Consider the following 20,788-nt stretch of genomic DNA (forward strand, 5'->3'; position numbering starts at 1 on the left):
ATTAACCACCCACAAAATCAGCGTTAATCTATCAGGAGCGCAGTTTAAACAATCAGACTTATTTCATCAAATAACTCAAACTTTGTTTAAAACGTCATTAGAGCCTCATTTTTTGGAATTAGAATTAACCGAATCTATTTTAGTAGAAAATATCAAAACTACTGTTCACAGATTAAATCTGCTCAAAAAAATAGGCATTCAAATATCGTTGGATGATTTTGGTACAGGATATTCTTCTTTGGGGTATTTACAGCAATTTCCTTTTGACACTTTAAAAATAGATGCTTGCTTTATTCGGGATATTAATCAGAATAAGGTCAATGCAGTAATTACTAAAACAATAATTGAAATGGCGCAGCAATTAGGTTTAAAAGTTGTTGCTGAAGGAGTCGAAACTACGGCAGAATTAGAATTCCTAAAAAATGCGCAATGCGATGCAATCCAAGGATTTTTGTTTAGTCGTCCTTTATCGGCACAAGAGTTTCAAAAACTAGCAATGGATTATCTGCATTCAAGTAGGCAGTCATGATTATTTTTTAGCTATTAGCTATTAGCTGTTAGCTGTTAGATTTAAGACTCCGCTAAACTTTCTTTTAGCGGTACATCTTGCTCATGCTTCAGATTGATATTTCTACTTTTCAAGTAGTAATATAAAATCCACAAATGAATTCTACAAATTACTCTTTTACTTCCTCTACTTCCCTACTTTTCATTTCTAGCTAACTTTAAAGTATTTCATATAATAATGAGCTTATATTATCCTAATAAATTAGTTGAAATTCATACTAATGATCGATTTAAACTTGAACGAATGATTGATGAATCAAGTCAAGATTTAGTATTAATAAAAACCTATAGTTCTCAAGTATCAGAAATTGAAGCAAAAAAAAGCTTAAACAGAGAATATGCTTTACTAAAAAGTTTTCAGAATAAAAGTATAGTTAAGCCTTTGAGACTAGAAAATTATGAAAATAAGCTGGGTTTAATTTTAGAAAATTTTGAGGGACAGAGTTTAGTTGAATTTTTGCAGACTCAAACAGTTTCATTTCCCACTTTTGTAGCGATTAGGCTCCGCCTATGCTTCGCGATCGCAATTCAGCTAGCCGAAACTCTACAAGCAATACATCGTCAAGGAATAATTCACCGCAATTTAGAACCTGGCTGCATTTTAATCAATCCTAACAGCTTTGAGCTAAAGCTAATTAACTGTGCTTTTGCTACTACTAAAACGGATTCAGTTGCCAAGACAGCATCAGAGCTATTTTCAGGCTTAAACATAGCCTATGTTGCCCCAGAACAGACGGGGAGAATGAATATTGCTCTTGATTATCGTGCTGATTTTTATTCCTTGGGAATTCTGCTCTATCAAATTGTAACTGGTGTAATGCCCTATGATCCTCAAGATTCTCTAGAGTTAATCCACTGTCATCTGGCTCAAACTCCCCCCACACCTCATGAGTTAAACAATCGCATTTCTCAAGTAATCTCCGCAATGATTATGAAGCTGCTGGCTAAAAATCCTGATGATCGATATCAAAGTGCTGAAGCAATTAAAGCCGACTTGGAACATTGCCAAACACAGTATGCTCACTGCGGTGTAATTGAAGAATTTGAATTAGCTAGATTAGATCGTCGTGGTCAATTTAAGCTTTCAACTCAGCTTTATGCTCGTGCTAGCGAATCAAAAGCGATCGCCGAATCGATCGCGAGAGTTAAATCCTCAGCAAAAGCTGAATTATTGCTTCTCACAGGAGAATCAGGGATGGGCAAAACTGCCTTAGTCAAACAGGTTATTCCTACCCTAATCGGCAAAGAAGGTCACTTTGTTACAGGCAACTTTGAGGATATCAGCAGTATCCCTTACCAAGGAATGATTCAGGCTCTACGGGAGTTAATCCAGCAGTTGCTAACTGAAAATCCAGCCAGTCGTCAGCTTTGGGAGCAAAAAATTCAAACGGCGATCGCCAACAACGGTAAAGTAATTACTAATATACTGCCAGAATTAGAGTTGATTATTGGTTCGCAGCCAGATATACCCGAACTTGCCCCTCAAGAAAGCCAAAATCGTTTTAATACTGTATTTGTTAAATTCTTACAGGTTTTTACTCAAGCAGAATGCCCTTTAATTTTGTTTTTGGACAATCTGCAATGGGCTGATGTTAGCTGTTTGAAATTAATTGAGCTGTTGGTAGAAAATTATCAAAGCCAGTATTTATTAATCATAGGAGCGTATCGCGAAGTAGATTCAGATCACTTCTTAGTTCAAGCGATCGCCAAAATCTCACAAATCACTCAAGTTAAGCAAATTGCCCTGCAACCATTAGCGATCGCCGATATCAATTGTCTGCTGGTGGATACTTTGTGCTGTGAACCTAAAATATCATTACCTCTGGCTCAATTACTGCTTCAACGTACCCACGGCAATCCTTTTTTAATCCATCTTCTCTTGCAATCTTTTGAGCGAGAAAAGCTGCTAACCTTTGACTTTGACTCTTTAAGCTGGCAGTGGTCGATCTCTGAGCTTCTGACTACTTCCGTTGTCAATCATAATATCTTGGAATTAGTTTGTAATAATTTAAATCAACTTCCCGATACCTGTCTGCAAATCTTAAAACTTGCTGCTTGTATAGGTAATCGGTTTGACTTAACGCTTTTAACTCATATTTGGCAGAAGACCGCAAAATTCAATAATAGTAGTAATAGTTCTACTATACAGCTCGATCAAGAAGCAATCGCCCAAGAACTAAACTCTGCTCTCCAAGAGGGAATTATTATTGTTGAGCATCTACAATCAACAGCCTCTTATCAATTTTCGCACGATCGCGTTTATCAAACGGTTTATTCACTCCTCCCAGCAGCAGAATTAAGCCGACTGCATTTGCTCATTGGTCAATTTCTTCTACAGCAGACATCCACTATCGAGATGGAGGAGAAAATCTTTGTTATAGTTCATCATTTAAATCTTGCCAGAACATTACTAATTGAGCAGCCAGCTAAAAACCGTTTAGTTAAATTAAATTTAACTGCGGGCAAAAAAGCTAAAACTGCTAACGCTTATAAAGTGGCGGCCAATTATCTAGAGATCGCGCTGAACCTATTGCCAAGATCTGCCTGGCAAGATAACTATCCTCTAATGTTAGCCGTCTATCAACAAGCAGCTGAAATTCAATATTTGCTCGGTAATTTTATTTATGCTGAACAGCTAGGAAATATCTTACTAACTCAAGCAGAAACTGTACTAGATCGAGTTCAAGTCTACAAAATTAAAATTCATGCCCATATTGCTCAAAATCAAATGCAATTAGCGGTAGATTTAGGCTTATCTGTGCTGAAATTATTAAAGATCTATTTACCCAATGATTTTACTGACAATCCAGAATATACTCTCCGTTTAGATATCAGTCAGCAAAATATTAAGTCTTTAAAAAAACTGCCGATTATGCAGAATTGCTCTGAGATTAGAGCAATGGAAATATTAACGATTATTATTCCTCCTGTTTATATTGTGCGATCGCAACTATTTCCTGTAGTGGTTGCGAAAATGCTTGATCTTTGTCTGCAATACGGTAACTCTTCCCTGTCTGCCTATACTTATGGTCTTTATGGAATGCTGCTGTGTGCTTCAGGCAATATCGAGACAGGATATCAATTGGGTCAATTAGCTTTAGAACTGCAAGAACAATTTCATGCTCAAGAAATTCAATCTAAACTTAGTTTTTTGTTCAACAACATGATTCGTCATTGGCGAGAACCAGCAATTACTATCCTAGAACATTTTTTACAGGGAATTCAAACTGGGATCGATGCTGGAGATCTCGAACATGCCTGTTTCCACGCTAAATACTATTGCACCTATTTATTTTTGTTAGGAGAGCCGTTGCCGACGGTTGAAGCACAATCCTCTAAGCAAATTGAAATGATTGCTCAGTTTAAACAGGATTTTCAGTTAAATTATGCTCGAATTTGGCATCAGCTAAATCTTAACTTCCAGGGAAAAGCCACAGACAAATTCTTACTAATTGGCAAAAGCTTTGACGAATCAGAGGTGATAGTTAAGTGGCAACAAGAGAATAATGCTACCTCCTTATTTGCTCTTTATCTGGCAAAGTTAATTCTCTGCTATTTCTTTCAAGATTATCAGCAGGCTGTAGTTTATGGTCGCCAAGGAAAGCAATATCTGAATGCTAGCGTGGGTACGATATGCTTTGGGGAATATCATTTCTACTATGGTTTAGCTATGCTAGCTACATATCCTCCCAAAACTAAAATTCAACCAATTAATTTACCAGCAGATATTGTTGATTGTAGGCAGAAAATTCAACATTGGGCAAGTCATGCACCCAATAATTATCAGCATAAATATGAGTTGATCAGCGCTGAAATAGCTAGGATATGTGGAGATAATGAACAAGCAGCTACTTGTTATGATCGAGCAATTGCCGAGGTAACTAAAGTCGGGTATCTGCATCTATCTGCATTAGCAGAAGAATTGGCAGGAGAGTTTTATCTATCAAGAGGAAAAATCAAAATAGCAGGTTATTACTTGACTGATTCTTATCAAGGTTATTTACAGTGGGGTGCGTTAGCCAAAGTCCAAGAATTAGAATCAAAGCATTTAACTCTACTCAACTGCATTCCCAAACAAGAATTAATCACTAACCATAATCATCAAGCTGAAGAAATTACTGCTGATGACTATACATCCTGCTCAAATTTGGCTAATTTAGATCTCTTTTCGATCATGAAAGCATCACAAGCAATATCTTCGGAAATTGTTTTAGATAACTTGTTAGCTAAAATGATGAGGATCGTCATGGAAAATGCAGGAGCGCAAAAAAGCACTTTACTGCTTGAGCAAGATTCGGCCTGGATAGTTGCAGCTTCAACATCCATTGATTTAAAAACAATTGATTTACCTAATATCTCAATCAATGAGTATCAAGATTTGCCCAGCTCGATTATTAACTATGTTCAAAGTACTCGCAGTACAGTAATTCTCAAGCAAGCTCATCAAGAAGGGATGTTTATTAATGATCCCTACATTATTAAGCATCAAGCTAAATCTGTTTTATGTTGCCCGATGATTTATCAAGATCAACTACAGGGAATTATTTATTTAGAAAATAGTTTGATTCAGGGTACTTTTTCCGATCAAAAATTATCAGTTTTGCAAGCTTTACTGTCTCAAGTATCTATTTCGATTGCCAACGCTAAATTATATAAAGAACTTGAAGATCATGCTTCGGTGCAAAAGTCGCTCAAACAAAAAGAGATTTTGCTTAAGGAAATTCATCATCGAGTTAAAAACAATTTGTTTGTTGTTTCCACTCTGTTGGATTTTCAGAGCAACTATGTAGACGATCCCAAAGTAATTAAACTGCTGGAAAACTGCCAAAATCGTATTACAGCCATGGCAATGATTCATCAACATCTTTATGGCAATAGTAAGCTAGATAGAATCAATTTTGCTAATTATATTGAATCTTTGCTCGACAATTTAGCCTACTCTCAAGCTAGTCAAGAGAGAAATATCAACTTGATTCTCGACCTTGAACCAATTGAACTGAATATTGAAAGCGCAAACCCTTGCGGTTTAATTGTCAACGAGTTGATTTCTAATGCTATCGAACATGGTTTTTGCGATCGCAGTAGTGGTAATATTTGGCTGAAGCTAAAACATAATTCAGTAAGTAAAGTTGTCATGACTATTCAAGACGATGGCGTTGGCTTTAAACCAGGTTTGGATTTATACAATAGTGATTCCTTGGGACTAGAGTTAGTCTGTACTTTAGTTGAACAGTTAGAAGGTGAAATAAAACTCGATCAAACGCAAGGTACTAAGATTGAAATTGCGTTTGAAGAACTAAATTACGGCAGTAGAATTTAATTGATGAGAATTTATAACCAAATTCATTGTAAGAGCTAAGTATTACTCAACTCTTACACTTAACTATAAGCTTATACGGCTTTTAACATCTGACTGTATTCAAGCTGGCACTCTAAAGACTGAGCTTGGGCGTAAGTTAATAATCCTTGATTCCATTGAGTAAAAAGTTCAAAGACCTTTTCAACTAATTTTATGCTGTGTTGCTTGTTTTCTTCTGGAATATAAATGTTTTGAATATACTCATGCATATCATCTGAATGAGCTTCATGATCCTGTTCTGCTGCTACATGAAGACCACCAAAATATTTATACTCTTTATTAGTAGTCAATTGCAGTTCCTCAGTAACTTTTTTAGTAAAAGATAAAAAGATATCTGCCAGACCTTCAAGTGATTCTAAAATAACTAGCTTTTCGATTTCTGTACTCTCGGCAATATATTTGTACAACTCGTAAGTAACCAACCGTGAGGCTTTAGTTTCCTCATGCCATAAAAAAAATAGGGCATCATTCATTTCTAATTGACAATTAAATCCTAAACTTTCCATATCTTCAAGAAACCATTGCCAGTGATTGGCATCTTCATAGGCATGTTGATTTAAAATTGACTGAATCTTACTATTTGTATGTTCTTGATAAAAAGCATATTTACATAAATCTGTAAATCCCAAAATAAAAGGCGCAGAACAAGGAACAAAAGCTAATCTTTTTAAAGGATTAATACTCTGGTCTTTCATAAAGTGGAATAGAGGAGACTGAGCATAAACTTTCTGTTTTGATTCAATCAAAGCTAGGATACTTTTCATCTCATTCAAATAATTATTGGGTAGTTTGATATTAGGCAACCGAAAATTTGGGGATAAGAATTGTCTAATTCATTCACCCAAGAGATTGCCAATTGATAAAGAAGTTTTCAGAACTAAAGATTAACTTTGCTCAAATACCTCTTAAATTAAACTATCATATTAAGCGCTTAAAATCTAGATATTAATAGATATTATGAAGAAAATATTAAAAATAGAAAAAAAACCAATATTTTAGAGAAAACTAATTATCTTAAAATTTAGTATATTGGTTGACAAAAAAAAGGCAGGAATAAGATAATACCATTTTTAAAAAATAACTAGATCGATACAAAGATAGATATAAAGGGATGGTTAAAGGTTAAAGGCTTGCACCGCTTAGTTCGGTGTAAAGGGTAAAAGGCTTAGTCTATGATGCTTTCTCCTTTCTCCTTTCTCCTTTTCCCTTTGACCAACTGTACTAAGTCTCTTGTTACTTTCGAAAATTGGTATAATAGCGATACGCACTTATATTAGGACAATCATTACTCGTTACTTGTTACTTACGGGCAAATAACTTGAATACGTCCTAACCTAATCTGGTACGGCTATAAATCTTGTTTCTGCCTTGATTGAAGATCAATACCTATTGATACTATTTAAATCATCCCTTCCACGACAGGATGGAAAAAGAAAGCGAGTGCTACCACTGCATAAGTCGCCAACAGTAAACTACCTTCAAGCCAGTTTGACTCACCATCAGAACTAATCGAGTTAGCAATTAACACCGCTACTGTTACCGCAACTAGTTCAAAGGGATTGAAGTTAAGATCCATTGGTTGACCAATAATCCAGCCAGCAATTACCAACACAGGGGCAACAAACAGGGCGATCTGCATACTTGAACCTACCGCCACGGAGACAGAAAGATCCATCTTATCTTTCATCGCTACCGTTACCGCCGTTGCGTGTTCCGCTGCGTTACCAATGATAGGTAGCAAAATTACCCCCGTAAACAAAGCGCTTAAGCCTAATTCAGACGTAGCCACTTCTAAAGAATCCACCAGGAGTTCTGATTCTACTGACACGGCTAAGGTAACAACTAACAGAATAAAAATCCAAAAAGGTAAGTTGACTTTGGGTTCACCTTCTCCTCCCTCTTCTAAACCCACATCGGCTACTTCACAAAGATAGGCATGAGTTTTCATCGAAAAGAGTAGAGTTAGTCCATAAACTAAAATTAGAATTACTGCTACGGCTACAGAGAGATTTTGCAAGGTTTGTTCTTCAATCCCTGATGAAGTATATTGAACCGCTGTCGGTAACAATAAGGCGATTACTGCTAAGTTCATCGTCGAGGCATTTAGCCTGGCTACGGTTGACTGAAATTTTTGCTCTTTAAACTTCAAACCCCCTAGCAACATGGAAAATCCCATGACCAACAGTAGGTTACTGACTATTGAACCTGTAATGGTTGCCTTGACTACTCCAACTAAACCACCTTTGAGGGCAATAAAAGCCAAAATTAGTTCAGTTGCATTGCCAAAAGTGGCGTTGAGCAAACCGCCAATATTAGGGCCTGTAACAACAGCAATTTCTTCGGTGGCTTTACCCATAAAAGAAGCCAGAGGCACAATACCCATAGCAGCGGTGATAAAAACAACTGTCTCCCCCCATTCCAAAAAATGTGCGGCAATAGATACGGGAATAAACACCAGTAAAATTAAGAAAAATGTATCTTTATTGAACATATTTTTAGATCTGCAATTCCTTACGCTAATGACTTCACTGTAATAGCACGTCAGCTAATATTAGTCTTTCTTGAGAAGGAAGACCTTGAGAATTAGCTATTTTGATAGAATTTAGACAGTACTAACTATAAGCTAGACTGACTATCATCAACTTTTTTAATGCTGGAATTTTTACAAACGCAATTATATTTATTAGAACGATTTGCCGATCGCCTTGTCTCCACTCAATTAGATCATCTTAGTCTGGTTAGTATTGGCATTATTTTTTTGGCAGGACTTGTTACCAGCCTTACTCCCTGTATGCTATCGATGTTGCCCATTACTGTCGGCTATATTGGCGGTTATGAATCTGAGGGAAAACTACAAGCAGCAGTGCAGTCTAGCTGGTTTGCTTTGGGCTTGGCGACGACGCTAGCTATTTTAGGTATTATTGCTACTTCCATCGGTAAAGTATACGGACAAATTGGAGTGGGTTTACCCATTGTAGTTAGCTTAGTCGCGATCGCTATGGGACTCAATCTCTTGGAAATTTTGCCGTTGCGCTTTCCTTCTCTAGGCGCAACAGACTGGATTAGCGCTGATTTACCCCGTGGAGTTCGTTCCTATTTACTCGGTCTTACCTTTGGCTTAATTGCTTCTCCTTGCAGTACTCCAGTGCTAGCAACACTTTTAACTTGGGTGGCAACTACGCAAAATTTAGTTTTAGGAGCAGGTTTATTAGTGGCATATGCGATCGGCTATGTTACGCCGTTGGTTATTGCCGGAACTTTCACAGCCTCGATTAAAAAGATTCTAGAACTACGTCGTTGGTCTAGCTGGATTAATCCTATTAGTGGTGCTTTGTTACTAGGATTTGGTATTTTTTCTTTATTATCTCGCTTACCAGCTATGAGCTTTATATAAGATTTTGTGTCCAAACAGGGGCCTCTATCCTTTTAAAGTTTTGGCAAACAGACCGCTCATACGCTGCAATGCAGGAGATACATCTTCGGATAATCAGGGAAAATCAATAATCCTGAAACTTTCGCTTTGATAAGCTTAATCAATAGAAGGCAATCATATTTATTTTTCTATTGATTCTGAACTACTTTATTGTATTTAAAATGGTAGATATTAACTAATAGTTAGTAATCTAATGGCAGTAGTAAATCACACCTTCGTTTTTGACATAACGCTCGTATTAGGCTCATCAGCGATTGGTGGATTTCTTGTTCATCGCTTACGGCAGCCAGTTTTGCTGGGTTATCTGCTGGCAGGTTTGATAATTGGTCCTTTTGGCTTGGGTCAAATTACTCAAATTGAAGAAATTAAATCCTTGGCTGAAATAGGTGTGGCTTTTTTACTATTTGCTTTGGGGGTAGAATTTTCTTTAGCTGAATTGAAACGAGTTAAAGACATTGCGATTAGGGGTAGCTTACTACAAATTGGCTTGACGATCGCCTTAGTTGGTTTGTTAACTACTGTCTTGGGGTGGGTGCAAACTCCCGTAGAAGGAATCTTTATGGGCGCGGTGCTGTCTCTTTCTTCCACAGCAATAGTACTGAAAACACTAACAGAAAGAGGAGAAGTCAATACTATTCATGGTCAGGTAATGCTGGCAATTTTGATTGCTCAAGATTTGGCTTTAGGATTGATGCTGGCTGTATTGCCAGCCTTAAACCAGCCCGATAATTTATTTCCAGCGTTGGTTATAGCGGTATTAAAAGCTGTACTATTTTTTACTGGTGCGATCGCTGCGGGGTACTGGGTTATTCCTCACCTAATGACTACCGTTGCCAAAACTGAGAATAGCGAGTTATTTCTACTGACAGTAATTGCTCTATGTTTGGGTATAGCCCTAGTTACCGCTAGCTTGGGTTTATCAATTGAAATGGGTGCGTTTGTAGCAGGATTAACCATTGCTGAAATTGACTATGCCGATCAGGCATTAGCTAAGATGATCCCGCTAAGAGATACCTTTGCTAGTTTATTTTTCGCATCTATCGGCATGTTAATCAATCCCGTTACTCTCTGGCAAAACTTGGGTGTAATTATTGGTTTGGTCGTATTGGTGATGATCGGCAAGGCAGGGATTATTTTGCCGATCATTTGGAAATTTGGTTATTCTTTCAAAACGGCTGTCATAAGTAGCTTAGGTTTAAATCAAATTGGTGAATTCTCTTTTGTCTTAGCAGCATTAGGGGAAAGATTGGGATTGATTAACCAAGAACAATACGATCTATTAATTGGGACAACGGCGATTACTCTGGTATTGACTCCGATTAGTATGAAACTTGCACCAGAGATAGCTCAAAGATTAGCTACTACTCCTATAATTGCTGAGTTATTAAAACAACGACAAAATAAAGGTGTATCTATTCCGCAAACTATTTGTGACCATGTTGTTGTAGCAGGTTATGGCAGAGTGGGACAAGTCTTAGTTAGGGTATTACGCGATCGCCATTACACTGTCTTAGTCATTGAAAATAGTGAAGCTGCTGTTCGGAGTTTACGCCAGGCGAAAATTCCCTATATCTTTGGTGACGCAGATTCTGAATTAGTTTTGGAAAAGGCGCACTTAGATAAGGCCAAGGCGATCGCGATCGCCCTTCCCGATCCTTCTAGTACCCGTATTTTACTCAAGCTAGTAACCAAAATTAATTCTCATCTTGATATAGTTGTTCGCTCTCACAGCGATAAAGAAATCGATCTATTAACTCAACTTGGTGCAGTAGAGGTAGTACAGCCAGAATTTGAAGCGGCGTTAGAAATGGGCAGGCAGATTTTAAGTACCTTGGGAGAAGATAAACAAAAAACAATTAACGTTATTCAAGAAATTCGTACAGATCGTTATCTTCGTGTCCGAGATTCTCCTTAGCTAACTACATTAGAATAACTTTCCGACTCTGATTGGGGTTTAGCAAAAATCATTCGTCCTGCGGAGGTTTGCAGAGAGGATGTGACTACTACCTGTAGTTCTCCACCAACACTGTCGCTACCTTCTTCAACCACTACCATTGTGCCGTCTTCGAGATAGCCAATACCCTGTTCGGGTTCTTTCCCTTGCTTGAGAATTTTTAGCTCTAAATAATCACCTGGAAGATATACAGGGCGAAGTGCGCGAGCTAGATCGTTGATATTGAGGATCTGAACTTTTTGCAGATTAGCTACTTTGCTTAAGTTGTAGTCATTAGTTAACAAAGTACCGCTTATTTCTTGCGCTAAATTTACCAACTTCGCATCAACTGTCTCGATCTCTTCATAATCCGCTTTGTTGATTACAATGCGATCGGGATAATTTTCTTGCATTTGGTTGAGGATATCCAGACCCCTTCTACCCCGAATGCGCTTCTGAGAATTGCTAGCATCCGCTAAGTTCTGTAATTCTTGCAGCACAAACTGAGGAATCAATACTTGTCCTTCCAGAAAGCCTGTTTTAAGTAGCTCTTCTACCCTCCCGTCGATAATGCAGCTAGTATCTAAAATCTTGGTTGGCATCGCTTCTAGAGTACCTTCTGCGACCAACATCGACTCAATACTATTAGGATTAATCAGGCGTAAAAAAGTTCGTCCGTGGGTATCAGCTAAACTAATCCCCAGATAGGAAAACATGACGCTACCAAGCACGGCAAAAGCTGGTTTAAAAAAGCTCAACTCTTTGGGAATTGGCAGCAGAAAGACTGGTGCTAAAGTCAAATTAGCTACCAATAAACCCATGACTAGACCGATCGCTCTGGTAATAATAACTTCAATCTTGGTTTGACGAATTTGATTTTCCAAACGCCGATAGGTAGTTTGGACTGCAACCCCTACACCCAAACCGATAATGGCAGCAAATCCTGCAATCACAAACCGCAAAGCTTCAATGTTAGATACCCCTTCCAAGATATCTTGAGGTAGCAACTGTAACCCATCGAATCCGATGTTTACTGCTGCAATAATGCAAATGATAATTATGATGGCATCAACCATTGTTTTAGTTGAATAAAATGATTTAGATATATTTCTTCTTTACTGTAATAAATTCTGAGGGATTATGTGCAAAACAATGGGAGTTCTTAATATTGGTCTAATCTATTAGTCTGATTATGATTAGCCAAAATTTCAGACGCAGAACATATTAACCAAAAAATTGAACAGTTTTGCCAGAAAAATTACTCAAATTAATTTCTGGTTAAGTACAGAAAATTGCTGAATGACTATGGATAAATGATCCCAAAACTACTGTTAGCAGCTTGGTAGCAAACTTAAAATACCTATTTGCCAAACTTTATTTTATTCCTTTGAACTGTTGTAAATCTTTGAATATTATCCTGGGCGGTTTTTAATGTAGCAAAATTGATTGTGCGCTAGAAAACTTTTTCTATATTAAAGCAGACTCAGCGTCTAAAATTAGTAAAAGTTTTGATGAGTTAGTTAAGATTGGGGTATAAATTGTCCAATTAAAAATGACTCATACAAGATCGTCTAAAAACGATGATTTAGCATATACTTGTTCGAAAATAATTCCTACTGCCGCCTATATACATATTCCCTTTTGTCGTCGCCGTTGCTATTATTGCGATTTTCCCATTTCGGTAGTGGGCAAAGGTAAATCGACGTTGACAATGGTTGAAGATTATCTTGCTGCTTTAATTAAAGAGATTCAGTTAACTCATCCTCTACAACAACCTTTAACCACAGTTTTTTTTGGTGGAGGGACTCCTTCTTTACTTGATCCAAAACAGCTTGCGCGAATCATTCAGGCGATCGCTTTACAGTTTGGTATTGCCAGTAATGCAGAAATCTCGATGGAAATCGATCCAGGTACGTTTGATCGCGATCGCTTACTCGGATATTTAGCTGCTGGTGTCAATCGTTTTAGTCTAGGGGTACAGACTTTTGATGAAGAACTATTAAAAATCTGTGGGCGCTCTCATACCCGATCAGACGTGATGCAGGCAGTAGAGATAATTCAACAATTGGGCATTAAAAATTTTAGTTTAGATCTCATTTCAGGTTTACCCCAGCAAACTCTACAGCATTGTCAGACATCTTTACAAAAGGCGATCGCGATCGCGCCACAGCACCTGTCTTGCTACGATTTGGTACTTGAACCCGTTACTGCTTTTGGCAAACAGTATCAGCCAGGAGAAACTCCCCTACCTAATGATGATGATACCGCCATGATGTATCGGTTAACCCAGCAAACTCTCACTGCTGCGGGATATGAGCATTACGAGATCTCTAATTATGCTCAATCTAGTTATCAATGTCGCCACAACCGAGTTTATTGGGAGAACAAACCTTATTATGGTTTTGGCATGGGTGCAGCTAGCTATGTTGCAGGACAAAGATTTAGCCGTCCGCGCACCCGTAAAGAATACTATGCTTGGTTAGAAGCAGGGGCAGTTATTGACGTGCCAGAGACATCGCCAACAGACTATTTATTAGAGACTTTGATGTTGGGTTTACGTCTAGCTTCAGGGGTTCATTTAGAGCAGTTTAGCCCACAGGTTCAACAGGCAATTTTGTCTGCTATTAAGCCTTATTTACAGCAAGGATGGGTAAAAATTATTGTTAAGGATAATCAATCAGGTAAACGTAAACTACGCCTAAGCGATCCTGAAGGATTTTTATTTTCTAATCCGATTCTTGCTACTTTATTTGAGAAATTTGCCTGAAATCTGGTTTTAACAATGTTTGTCAAAAGTAACATGAGACTTAGTTATTGACTTTTGACTTGTGAACAACTTGGGCTAAAAGCGATCGCCTATATCGAAAATAAATTTTGTCTCCCCTTCGTCATTGAGGGCAAATTCTGTCCGTACTGTACCAATAGGAGTTAAAGCACGTAGCCCTAAACCATAACCGAAGCCGTTTCCAGGACGATTACGCACAATAGCGGGTTGACCAATCACCGCATCTGCTGAACCTAAGTCGTTAGTGTAGTCCAGAAAAAATGTTCCCCCGAGATCGATCTCGGTTTTAAATGCATTAACGGTCAAAATCGGGTAACGGTATTCTATTGTTCCCTGAACAAAACTACGAGCCGTGCTAATTTCACTTGCGCCATAACCCCGCACTAGACTAGAACCACCTAAGATAAAAGATTCATAGGGAACAGCATCTCCCAAAATTGTACCTGTTTGAAGATTGAGAACTAGAGTTTTTGCCCCTTTACTAAACCCAAACAAAGGCAAAGGAAAATAATGAGTATAGTTAGCAGCCAAACGATTAGCCAAAATACTGGCATCACCAATCGGTAAATACTGATCGCTACCAAACTGAAACTTATAACCACGAGTCGGATTGCGGGGATTATCCGCGCGATTTAAAACAGTGGCGAAGTTGAGAGTTAGTAAATCGTCTTGTCCATTATCACTCACGGTAAGGCGATTACCTAGAGCATCCTGAGATTCAATATTAGCCGAAAATACCCCGTCCCTGACAGACACTCGCTGGTAAGAAATTCCTACTGCACTTTGCCAATCTTTAGCCAAGGACTGAAAATACTCTACTCCACCGCCAAAACGATGCACTACAGGATCTGTGCCATTATCTAGATTTATCTCAGGGTTACCCTCATCATATTCTGCCTCTATGCCCCTGCGATTATATAGGTTGATGCCAAAACCGCGATCATACCTAAGAAATTTTCGATATCCAAGATTAAACCCGAAAGCTTCTGTGCCACCTTCCACACCTAGACTAACTCCCTGATTACTTCCTCCAAGGTTAAGCAGTCCAATCTGTACTCCAGTCGTAAAACCACTGCTACTATCCGACAGTGCCTGAACTGTAAGTGGTCTAACCGATCCCTGTAAGGCTGTTGGTGGGGGGAGAGTGAGGTCAAAACCAATCGACAGATTGCTATTTTCCTCTATAGCGATCGCCATAATTACCTGATTAGCGCCTACTTTTTCGAGGCTAAGACTGGCGCGATTAACAATAACTAAGTTGAAAATTCTTTGTAAACCTGATTGAGCTAAATCTTCTCGATAAATATCTCCTGGCTGTAATTTAAATTCTTGAGTAATAATTTCTGGCTTAGTTTTACTTTGAATTAAATTACCTTCTGCATCGACAAAAAGCACTACAATATCGGTAATAATTTCTTGATTACCAACAGGAACAACTACTTTATCCTTAACTTTTTGCCATGAAAATATAGGAGTTTTTGCTCGTTGCTTTGGCTTTTTAATGAAACTATTTGTTTCGACTGCAATTAATTGTTGATTGTCGAAACTAGGATTAAATTGAGCAATAACATTATAATCTATCAAAATCTAAAAATAATAATCATATTGCCATAATCAAGACTAAATTTCAAATAGCGATTTGAAACACAATAACAATCTTATAGTGAAATTGAAATATTTAAGATTTTTTAAATATTAGTTTTCAAACATTAAAACCAGAGGTCAAAACTTTTGAGCGGGAAAAGGAACGGGATTAATAACTACAGAAACCGCAGGATTTGACTTAAGTAAAACTAAAAAATCCTGTACTCCAGGAATATAATCAATGATGTGAAAGTATGAGCCAAAAACTCTAATTACTTCGGCACGAGTTTGAATTACATCCCAGCCAGAACCACCCAGGCGGGTAGAATAGGTAGCATTAGAATCTTTAGAAGTTAAGGTAAAGCTACCTTCAGTTTCTAATTCTTGTAGTTGCTGATTACCTAACAATGTTGAGGCGTGAAATTTACCTAATACTGAACAGATGAAGATTCCACCAGGACGTAAAATTCTTTGCATTTCTGCTAACCATAATTCTTGAGTATTTAAAGGAATATGAGTAAATACGGAAGAGGCTAACATTAGGTCAAATGAGTTATCTTCAGCAAAAGCAAGCGGTGGCTTTAGTTCGTTGCGATAAAACTCAATTTCAGGAAGATTTTGCTGACACCATTCAATCATTTCAGGATTCACATCTGAACCTACAAGCCTGACTCCTTCAATACAGCGAAAATGCCTTAATAATCGGGCTGTACCACAGCCTAATTCATAAATTGAACCAATTGTTCTTGGGTTAATCGAAAAATGCTCTAGAATCTGGAATAAACGTAAAATTTCCCAATATCCAGTTTCAAAATAAACATCGTTATTACTTTGCCTGTCTAGTTCTTGCTCATTGAAAGCAGCGGTTTTAGCAATCAATTCTTTCGGTGGGGCAAAACCTGAATCGACTAAACGGTAATTAAGTTCTAACTTTTCTTGAGTATATTTTTGAAACCGCTTTTCTTCTCTTTGACGTTTGATGCTATAAATAGTAGATTTTGGTAGTAATGTTTTGGCTATTTCACGAGCGATTTTTAGCATATAAATTTATCAAATTTATCGAGGCTAATTTTGCAGGTCAACTTATTATAAAATCAGAAAGCTTCAAATCTAATATATTGATAATAATAAAGCAATAATGAGTAGAGAAAATAGGGCGCTATTCATAACGTCCCTATTGTGCAGTATTTATTTGTGAAAAAATTGGTAATTTGTAATCAATTAACAGGATTTAAACTATCGTCGAACTATGCAGCGCGACGGGTTAGTAGACCCCAGATAAAGATTAACAACATTGCACCCACCACGGCAGTAATAATGCCTGGAAGACTAAATGCGGTTGTGCCGACCCCCAGCAAGGTTTGTCCAACATATCCCCCAACTAAAGCGCCTAAAATACCTAAACCGATAGTTGCGATAATGCCACCGCCTTGATTACCAGGATAAATTAATTTTGCTAAAGCTCCTGCGATTAAACCTAATACTACCCAAGCTAAAATACCCATGTCTTGCTCCTAGATTTCTAAATAATTTATGTAAGTAATTTGTTATTAATAATATATATATTTTCAACTTAGACTTCTTCTATCTAAATACATACATTTACATAGATTAGCTATCTATCTAAAGAAGGATAGTCAGTAGACCGGTGTGATTAAATATAAAACGGTGATGACAGGTAAGTAACTAGGCATAATTAATTTAAACACTGATGTGAGGTAGTGGAGTACTGGCGATAGGGGAGAAAAATAAGAATCCATTATTTTATATTTAACTCCACCCACCTACTTAATTTAAAATTTCATTATTTAAATTTAATTTGCTAAAAATTGAGCCTTGTTTTGCCTAAAATCGCTATAAAGACGTAAAAAGAACCATGCTTTATTTTTTGGTGGTTAATTATAACTCTAGTGAGTTGATTCGCCGTTTAGTTAATTCATTAAGCGTTCATTCTTCTGGAGAATATCAAATAATTATTATTAATAATTCTCTTGGTGATCGAAAAATTTTCCAGCTTCAAAGTGAGAAGGTAAAAGTAATTGAGGCTCAAGATAATCTTGGCTTTGGTAAAGCCTGTAATTTGGGTTTAAATTGGATTTATGCTCAAAATAGCCAAGCAGTTGTCTGGTTAATTAATCCTGATGCCTATTTTGATTCAGCATTAGTCGATTTAGATCCAGGTAGATCTCCAACTAGCCTGGCGATCGCTTTTTTTACTCAGCACCCTGAAATATCAATCTTAGGTACAATCGTCTACAATTGTACAGGTGAAATAACCACAGCGGGGGGAACATTTACTCCTGGTACTGCTGCTTTAGCAACTTTAGATTCACTGCCTAAATTAACAGAAGACTATTTTCATACCGACTGGGTAAGTGGCTGTAGTTTACTACTCAATCTGGCTAACTTTCCTCAATGTCCCAGTTTTGATCCTCGTTATTTTTTGTATTACGAAGATTTAGATTTTTGCCTTCGTTATGGTCAACAAGGGCATAAAATTGCTGTAACCTCCTTGCTCAAAGTTTTTCATGACACTTCTGCCATTAGCGATCGCAATTTATTGACTAAATATCAACACGTAACCAAAAGCTATCTAATTCATATTGAAAAACATGGCAGTTTAGCTACTTTTGTTTTAATTAATATTCGTATGTCTTTAAATACGCTCAGGCTCTTAATATTCAAGCCACAGCAAGGTTTAGGCAAACTAATCGGCATTTATAGTTATTGGCAGACAAGATTATCGCAATAGGATAAAAGGGAAAATTGATCCTAAATCCTGTTTGTATAGGTGGTTTATCTATTTTTCAAATCAGAAGTCACAGTTAATTTTAATTTGTCCTACCTACTTAATTTAATATTGGTTTAATATTGATTGAAAAACTCTTGCTCATAGAGATGCTTGACAATGGTTGCATCGGTTAGATTGTATTGCAAGGGAGTAATGGTAATATAGCGATCGCGAATTGCCTGTACATCAGTCAAAATATGCGGTGGCAGATTAATATCCTCTGGTTGTTCAATATCTTCCACAATTTCTCCTTCCAACCAGTAATAACTTTTGCCACGGGGATCTAATCGTTGCTCAAACTTTTCAATATAGCGCCGTAAACCTTGACGAGTGACTAATACCCCCGCTATCTCTGAAGCTGCTACCGCAGGAATATTAACGCTGAGTAATGGAGGTTTGGGATAATTATTGGTCAACTGAGATAGTAATTTGACGGCAAAATCGGCTGCTGGCTGAAACTCCAAAGAGGAAAAACTGGTAAGACTAAATGCCACACTAGTAATGCCTTCTAAGACTCCTTCCATCGCCGCCGATACCGTACCTGAATACAAAACATCCGTACCCAGATTGGGTCCATGGTTAATTCCTGAAAAAACGAAATCGGGGCGGGTTGCTAAAACTGCACTGAGAGCAAATTTAACACAGTCTGCGGGAGTTCCCGAACATGACCAGGCAACCACAGATCGATCAAACACTGACTCAACTTCTTTTGCTCTAATTGGTTGATGTAGTGTTAAACCATGTCCTGTGGCCGAACGCTCGCGATCTGGACAGACCACCGTTACCTGATGACCAGCTTGAGCTAAAGTATTTGCTAGAGTACGTATCCCTAAAGCAAAAATACCGTCATCGTTACTAATCAAGATATTGCTCATCAATTACCCGCTCGATTAAAATTGGTTATTGCTACAAACCATACCAAAAAATAGCTTGAACAAATCTAACGCTGGTGATTGAATTAAATATATTAGTTGCTGATTAGACTGTTACCCTAGGATAAACTTTGAATGACAATATGACGATCTTGGTCAAAATAAACCAAATTTTGCTCTTGAAAATCTCCTAATATTCTCGTAACCGTGACTCTGGTGGTGTGAATAGCCTCTGCCAGATGCTGATGAGTAAACCTAACGGGCAAACGAATACCGTCCTCCATCGATTGTCCAATCTCTTGTTTGAGGAATAAAAGTAAATCTTTTAAGCGATCCTCAACTTTGCTAGTGGCGATAATAGTCAATAATTGCTGTGACTTGAGCAAGCGATCGCTAAACTGCGCTAAGAACTGCCTTGCCAACATCGGATATGCAAGCAGATCATGAGCAGAGTAACGCTTGGCATAAACATCTCCTAAAGCTAACGCACGATAAAGTGAAGGGTTTTCAGTAATATTACCGAAAACTCCATTTGCTGTAATCCAGCCTGAAATTATCTCTCCCCCATCTGGCTGAATCCTGCTCAACTGAACTACACCACGGTATACTTGCCAAATTTCTGAATTTTGAACATAAATTTCATCTCCTTTATGATAATGCTGCAACAGCAATTCTTTTTCTCTTGTTTTTAAGCTGGAGCTGCTTGTCTGGCTAAGTAACATAATTTTAAAGAGTTATTCTTCATTAACCATCTTAACGTTTAGTTTAGATAGTTAAAGTAAACATTGCGTGAAGAGAGGGTTAAGCTGAAAATGTGCTGTGTTGAGAATTATTTAGGTGAATTTTTAGTTTTCAATTTTAATTGGTGCTGTTCACTGGAAGAGGTGTTGGAAATCTGGCGAGATTTCTGCTTTAAATCGAGCAAAAACTGCATCCAGGCGATCGCTGGAAGATGATAGAAAGTGAAAATATCACCATAGGCTAATTGAGCATTTTGATGATGTTGCAAATGTCTTTCTGGGGTAGTAATAAACAGCAATCGGCAACAAAAAGCGATTCCTTTGGGGGTTTGCCAGTTAATAATGGAAACGTGTCGCCAAATTACATGTAATTCTCCCAGAATCAACGCCAAAATCGTTCCTGTTGGTGAAGTTTTCCAGGCGAAAGGAACAAAAATGAAGTATGGTAAAGCTCCTAAAAAGCCATCTAAAATTACTAACGGATTATGACTTAAAACCGCATAGTGAATAAAGCTGCGGTTTTTACCATGATGAACTAAAGTATGAAATTTGCCAAAAACGTGTTCGGGAACATGGTAGAAAAAAGTAGATAAGAAATCACCAATTAGTAGCAATAACATAGTAACAACAATAGTTTGCACAAAAAACATAGCTAACTCCATGGATACAGGTGTTAGCTTATTAGTTATTAGTTAAGAATATTTTATTAAATATTTAAACTATG

Annotated in this window: 15 protein-coding genes; 6 read left to right on the forward strand and 9 right to left on the reverse strand. The window is 37.5% G+C overall.

Annotation, left to right across the window (positions count from 1 at the left end):
* Positions 1–529 (forward strand): EAL domain-containing protein (locus tag C7B62_RS05835; protein WP_146132051.1); only part of this gene is annotated, 529 nt, incomplete at its 5' end.
* Positions 530–745: 216 nt separating this feature from the next.
* On the forward strand, positions 746–5,887 hold the full coding sequence (locus C7B62_RS05840) for an AAA family ATPase (protein WP_106233683.1): 5,142 nt from the start codon (positions 746–748) through the stop codon (positions 5,885–5,887).
* A gap of 71 nt (positions 5,888–5,958) precedes the next feature.
* Here C7B62_RS05840 and C7B62_RS05845 read toward each other — a convergent pair whose 3' ends face one another.
* Complete coding sequence (locus C7B62_RS05845) at positions 5,959–6,729, reverse strand: hypothetical protein (RefSeq protein ID WP_233219828.1); 771 nt, start codon at positions 6,727–6,729, stop codon at positions 5,959–5,961.
* A gap of 596 nt (positions 6,730–7,325) precedes the next feature.
* Positions 7,326–8,417: a calcium/proton exchanger gene (gene cax / locus C7B62_RS05850; protein ID WP_106233685.1), complete on the reverse strand. Its 1,092-nt coding sequence runs from the start codon at positions 8,415–8,417 to the stop codon at positions 7,326–7,328.
* A gap of 159 nt (positions 8,418–8,576) precedes the next feature.
* Here cax and C7B62_RS05855 point away from each other — a divergent pair, with 159 nt between their 5' ends.
* On the forward strand, positions 8,577–9,320 hold the full coding sequence (locus tag C7B62_RS05855; RefSeq protein WP_106233686.1) for a cytochrome c biogenesis protein CcdA: 744 nt from the start codon (positions 8,577–8,579) through the stop codon (positions 9,318–9,320).
* Positions 9,321–9,552: 232 nt separating this feature from the next.
* Positions 9,553–11,274, forward strand: coding sequence for a cation:proton antiporter (locus C7B62_RS05860; protein ID WP_106233687.1), 1,722 nt, complete (start codon positions 9,553–9,555; stop codon positions 11,272–11,274).
* On the opposite strand, the gene C7B62_RS05865 is transcribed toward C7B62_RS05860, so the two are convergent.
* The gene (locus tag C7B62_RS05865) at positions 11,271–12,368 is read right to left on the reverse strand and encodes a PIN/TRAM domain-containing protein (protein ID WP_106233688.1); all 1,098 of its coding nucleotides are present in this window, start codon (positions 12,366–12,368) and stop codon (positions 11,271–11,273) included. The genes C7B62_RS05860 and C7B62_RS05865 overlap by 4 nt on opposite strands.
* A gap of 476 nt (positions 12,369–12,844) precedes the next feature.
* On the opposite strand from C7B62_RS05865, the gene hemW reads away from it, so the two are divergent.
* Entirely contained in the window at positions 12,845–14,059 is a 1,215-nt protein-coding gene (gene hemW, locus C7B62_RS05870) for a radical SAM family heme chaperone HemW (protein WP_106233689.1), read from the forward strand.
* Between the two features lie 75 nt (positions 14,060–14,134).
* On the opposite strand, the gene C7B62_RS05875 is transcribed toward hemW, so the two are convergent.
* From C7B62_RS05875 to C7B62_RS05885, 3 genes are all read right to left on the reverse strand, one after another.
* Positions 14,135–15,661 (reverse strand): BamA/TamA family outer membrane protein, encoded by a 1,527-nt coding sequence (locus C7B62_RS05875; RefSeq protein ID WP_106233690.1) that lies wholly within the window; start codon positions 15,659–15,661, stop codon positions 14,135–14,137.
* A 138-nt stretch (positions 15,662–15,799) separates the two neighbouring features.
* Positions 15,800–16,702: a class I SAM-dependent methyltransferase gene (locus C7B62_RS05880; protein ID WP_106233691.1), complete on the reverse strand. Its 903-nt coding sequence runs from the start codon at positions 16,700–16,702 to the stop codon at positions 15,800–15,802.
* A 206-nt stretch (positions 16,703–16,908) separates the two neighbouring features.
* Positions 16,909–17,166 (reverse strand): GlsB/YeaQ/YmgE family stress response membrane protein, encoded by a 258-nt coding sequence (locus C7B62_RS05885; RefSeq protein ID WP_106233692.1) that lies wholly within the window; start codon positions 17,164–17,166, stop codon positions 16,909–16,911.
* Between the two features lie 371 nt (positions 17,167–17,537).
* Here C7B62_RS05885 and C7B62_RS05890 point away from each other — a divergent pair, with 371 nt between their 5' ends.
* The gene (locus C7B62_RS05890; RefSeq protein ID WP_106233693.1) at positions 17,538–18,413 is read left to right on the forward strand and encodes a glycosyltransferase family 2 protein; all 876 of its coding nucleotides are present in this window, start codon (positions 17,538–17,540) and stop codon (positions 18,411–18,413) included.
* Between the two features lie 113 nt (positions 18,414–18,526).
* Here C7B62_RS05890 and surE read toward each other — a convergent pair whose 3' ends face one another.
* The 3 genes from surE to C7B62_RS05905 all read right to left on the reverse strand — a co-directional run bounded on the left by surE (position 18,527) and on the right by C7B62_RS05905 (position 20,714).
* On the reverse strand, positions 18,527–19,327 hold the full coding sequence (gene surE, locus C7B62_RS05895) for a 5'/3'-nucleotidase SurE (protein WP_106233694.1): 801 nt from the start codon (positions 19,325–19,327) through the stop codon (positions 18,527–18,529).
* Between the two features lie 116 nt (positions 19,328–19,443).
* On the reverse strand, positions 19,444–20,046 hold the full coding sequence (locus C7B62_RS05900; RefSeq protein WP_106233695.1) for a Crp/Fnr family transcriptional regulator: 603 nt from the start codon (positions 20,044–20,046) through the stop codon (positions 19,444–19,446).
* Between the two features lie 107 nt (positions 20,047–20,153).
* Positions 20,154–20,714, reverse strand: coding sequence for a sterol desaturase (locus C7B62_RS05905; protein ID WP_106233730.1), 561 nt, complete (start codon positions 20,712–20,714; stop codon positions 20,154–20,156).
* Between the last annotated feature and the right edge of the window lie 74 nt (positions 20,715–20,788).

The sequence above is a fragment of the Pleurocapsa sp. CCALA 161 genome, from assembly GCF_003003995.1.
Lineage (GTDB): Bacteria > Cyanobacteriota > Cyanobacteriia > Cyanobacteriales > Xenococcaceae > Waterburya.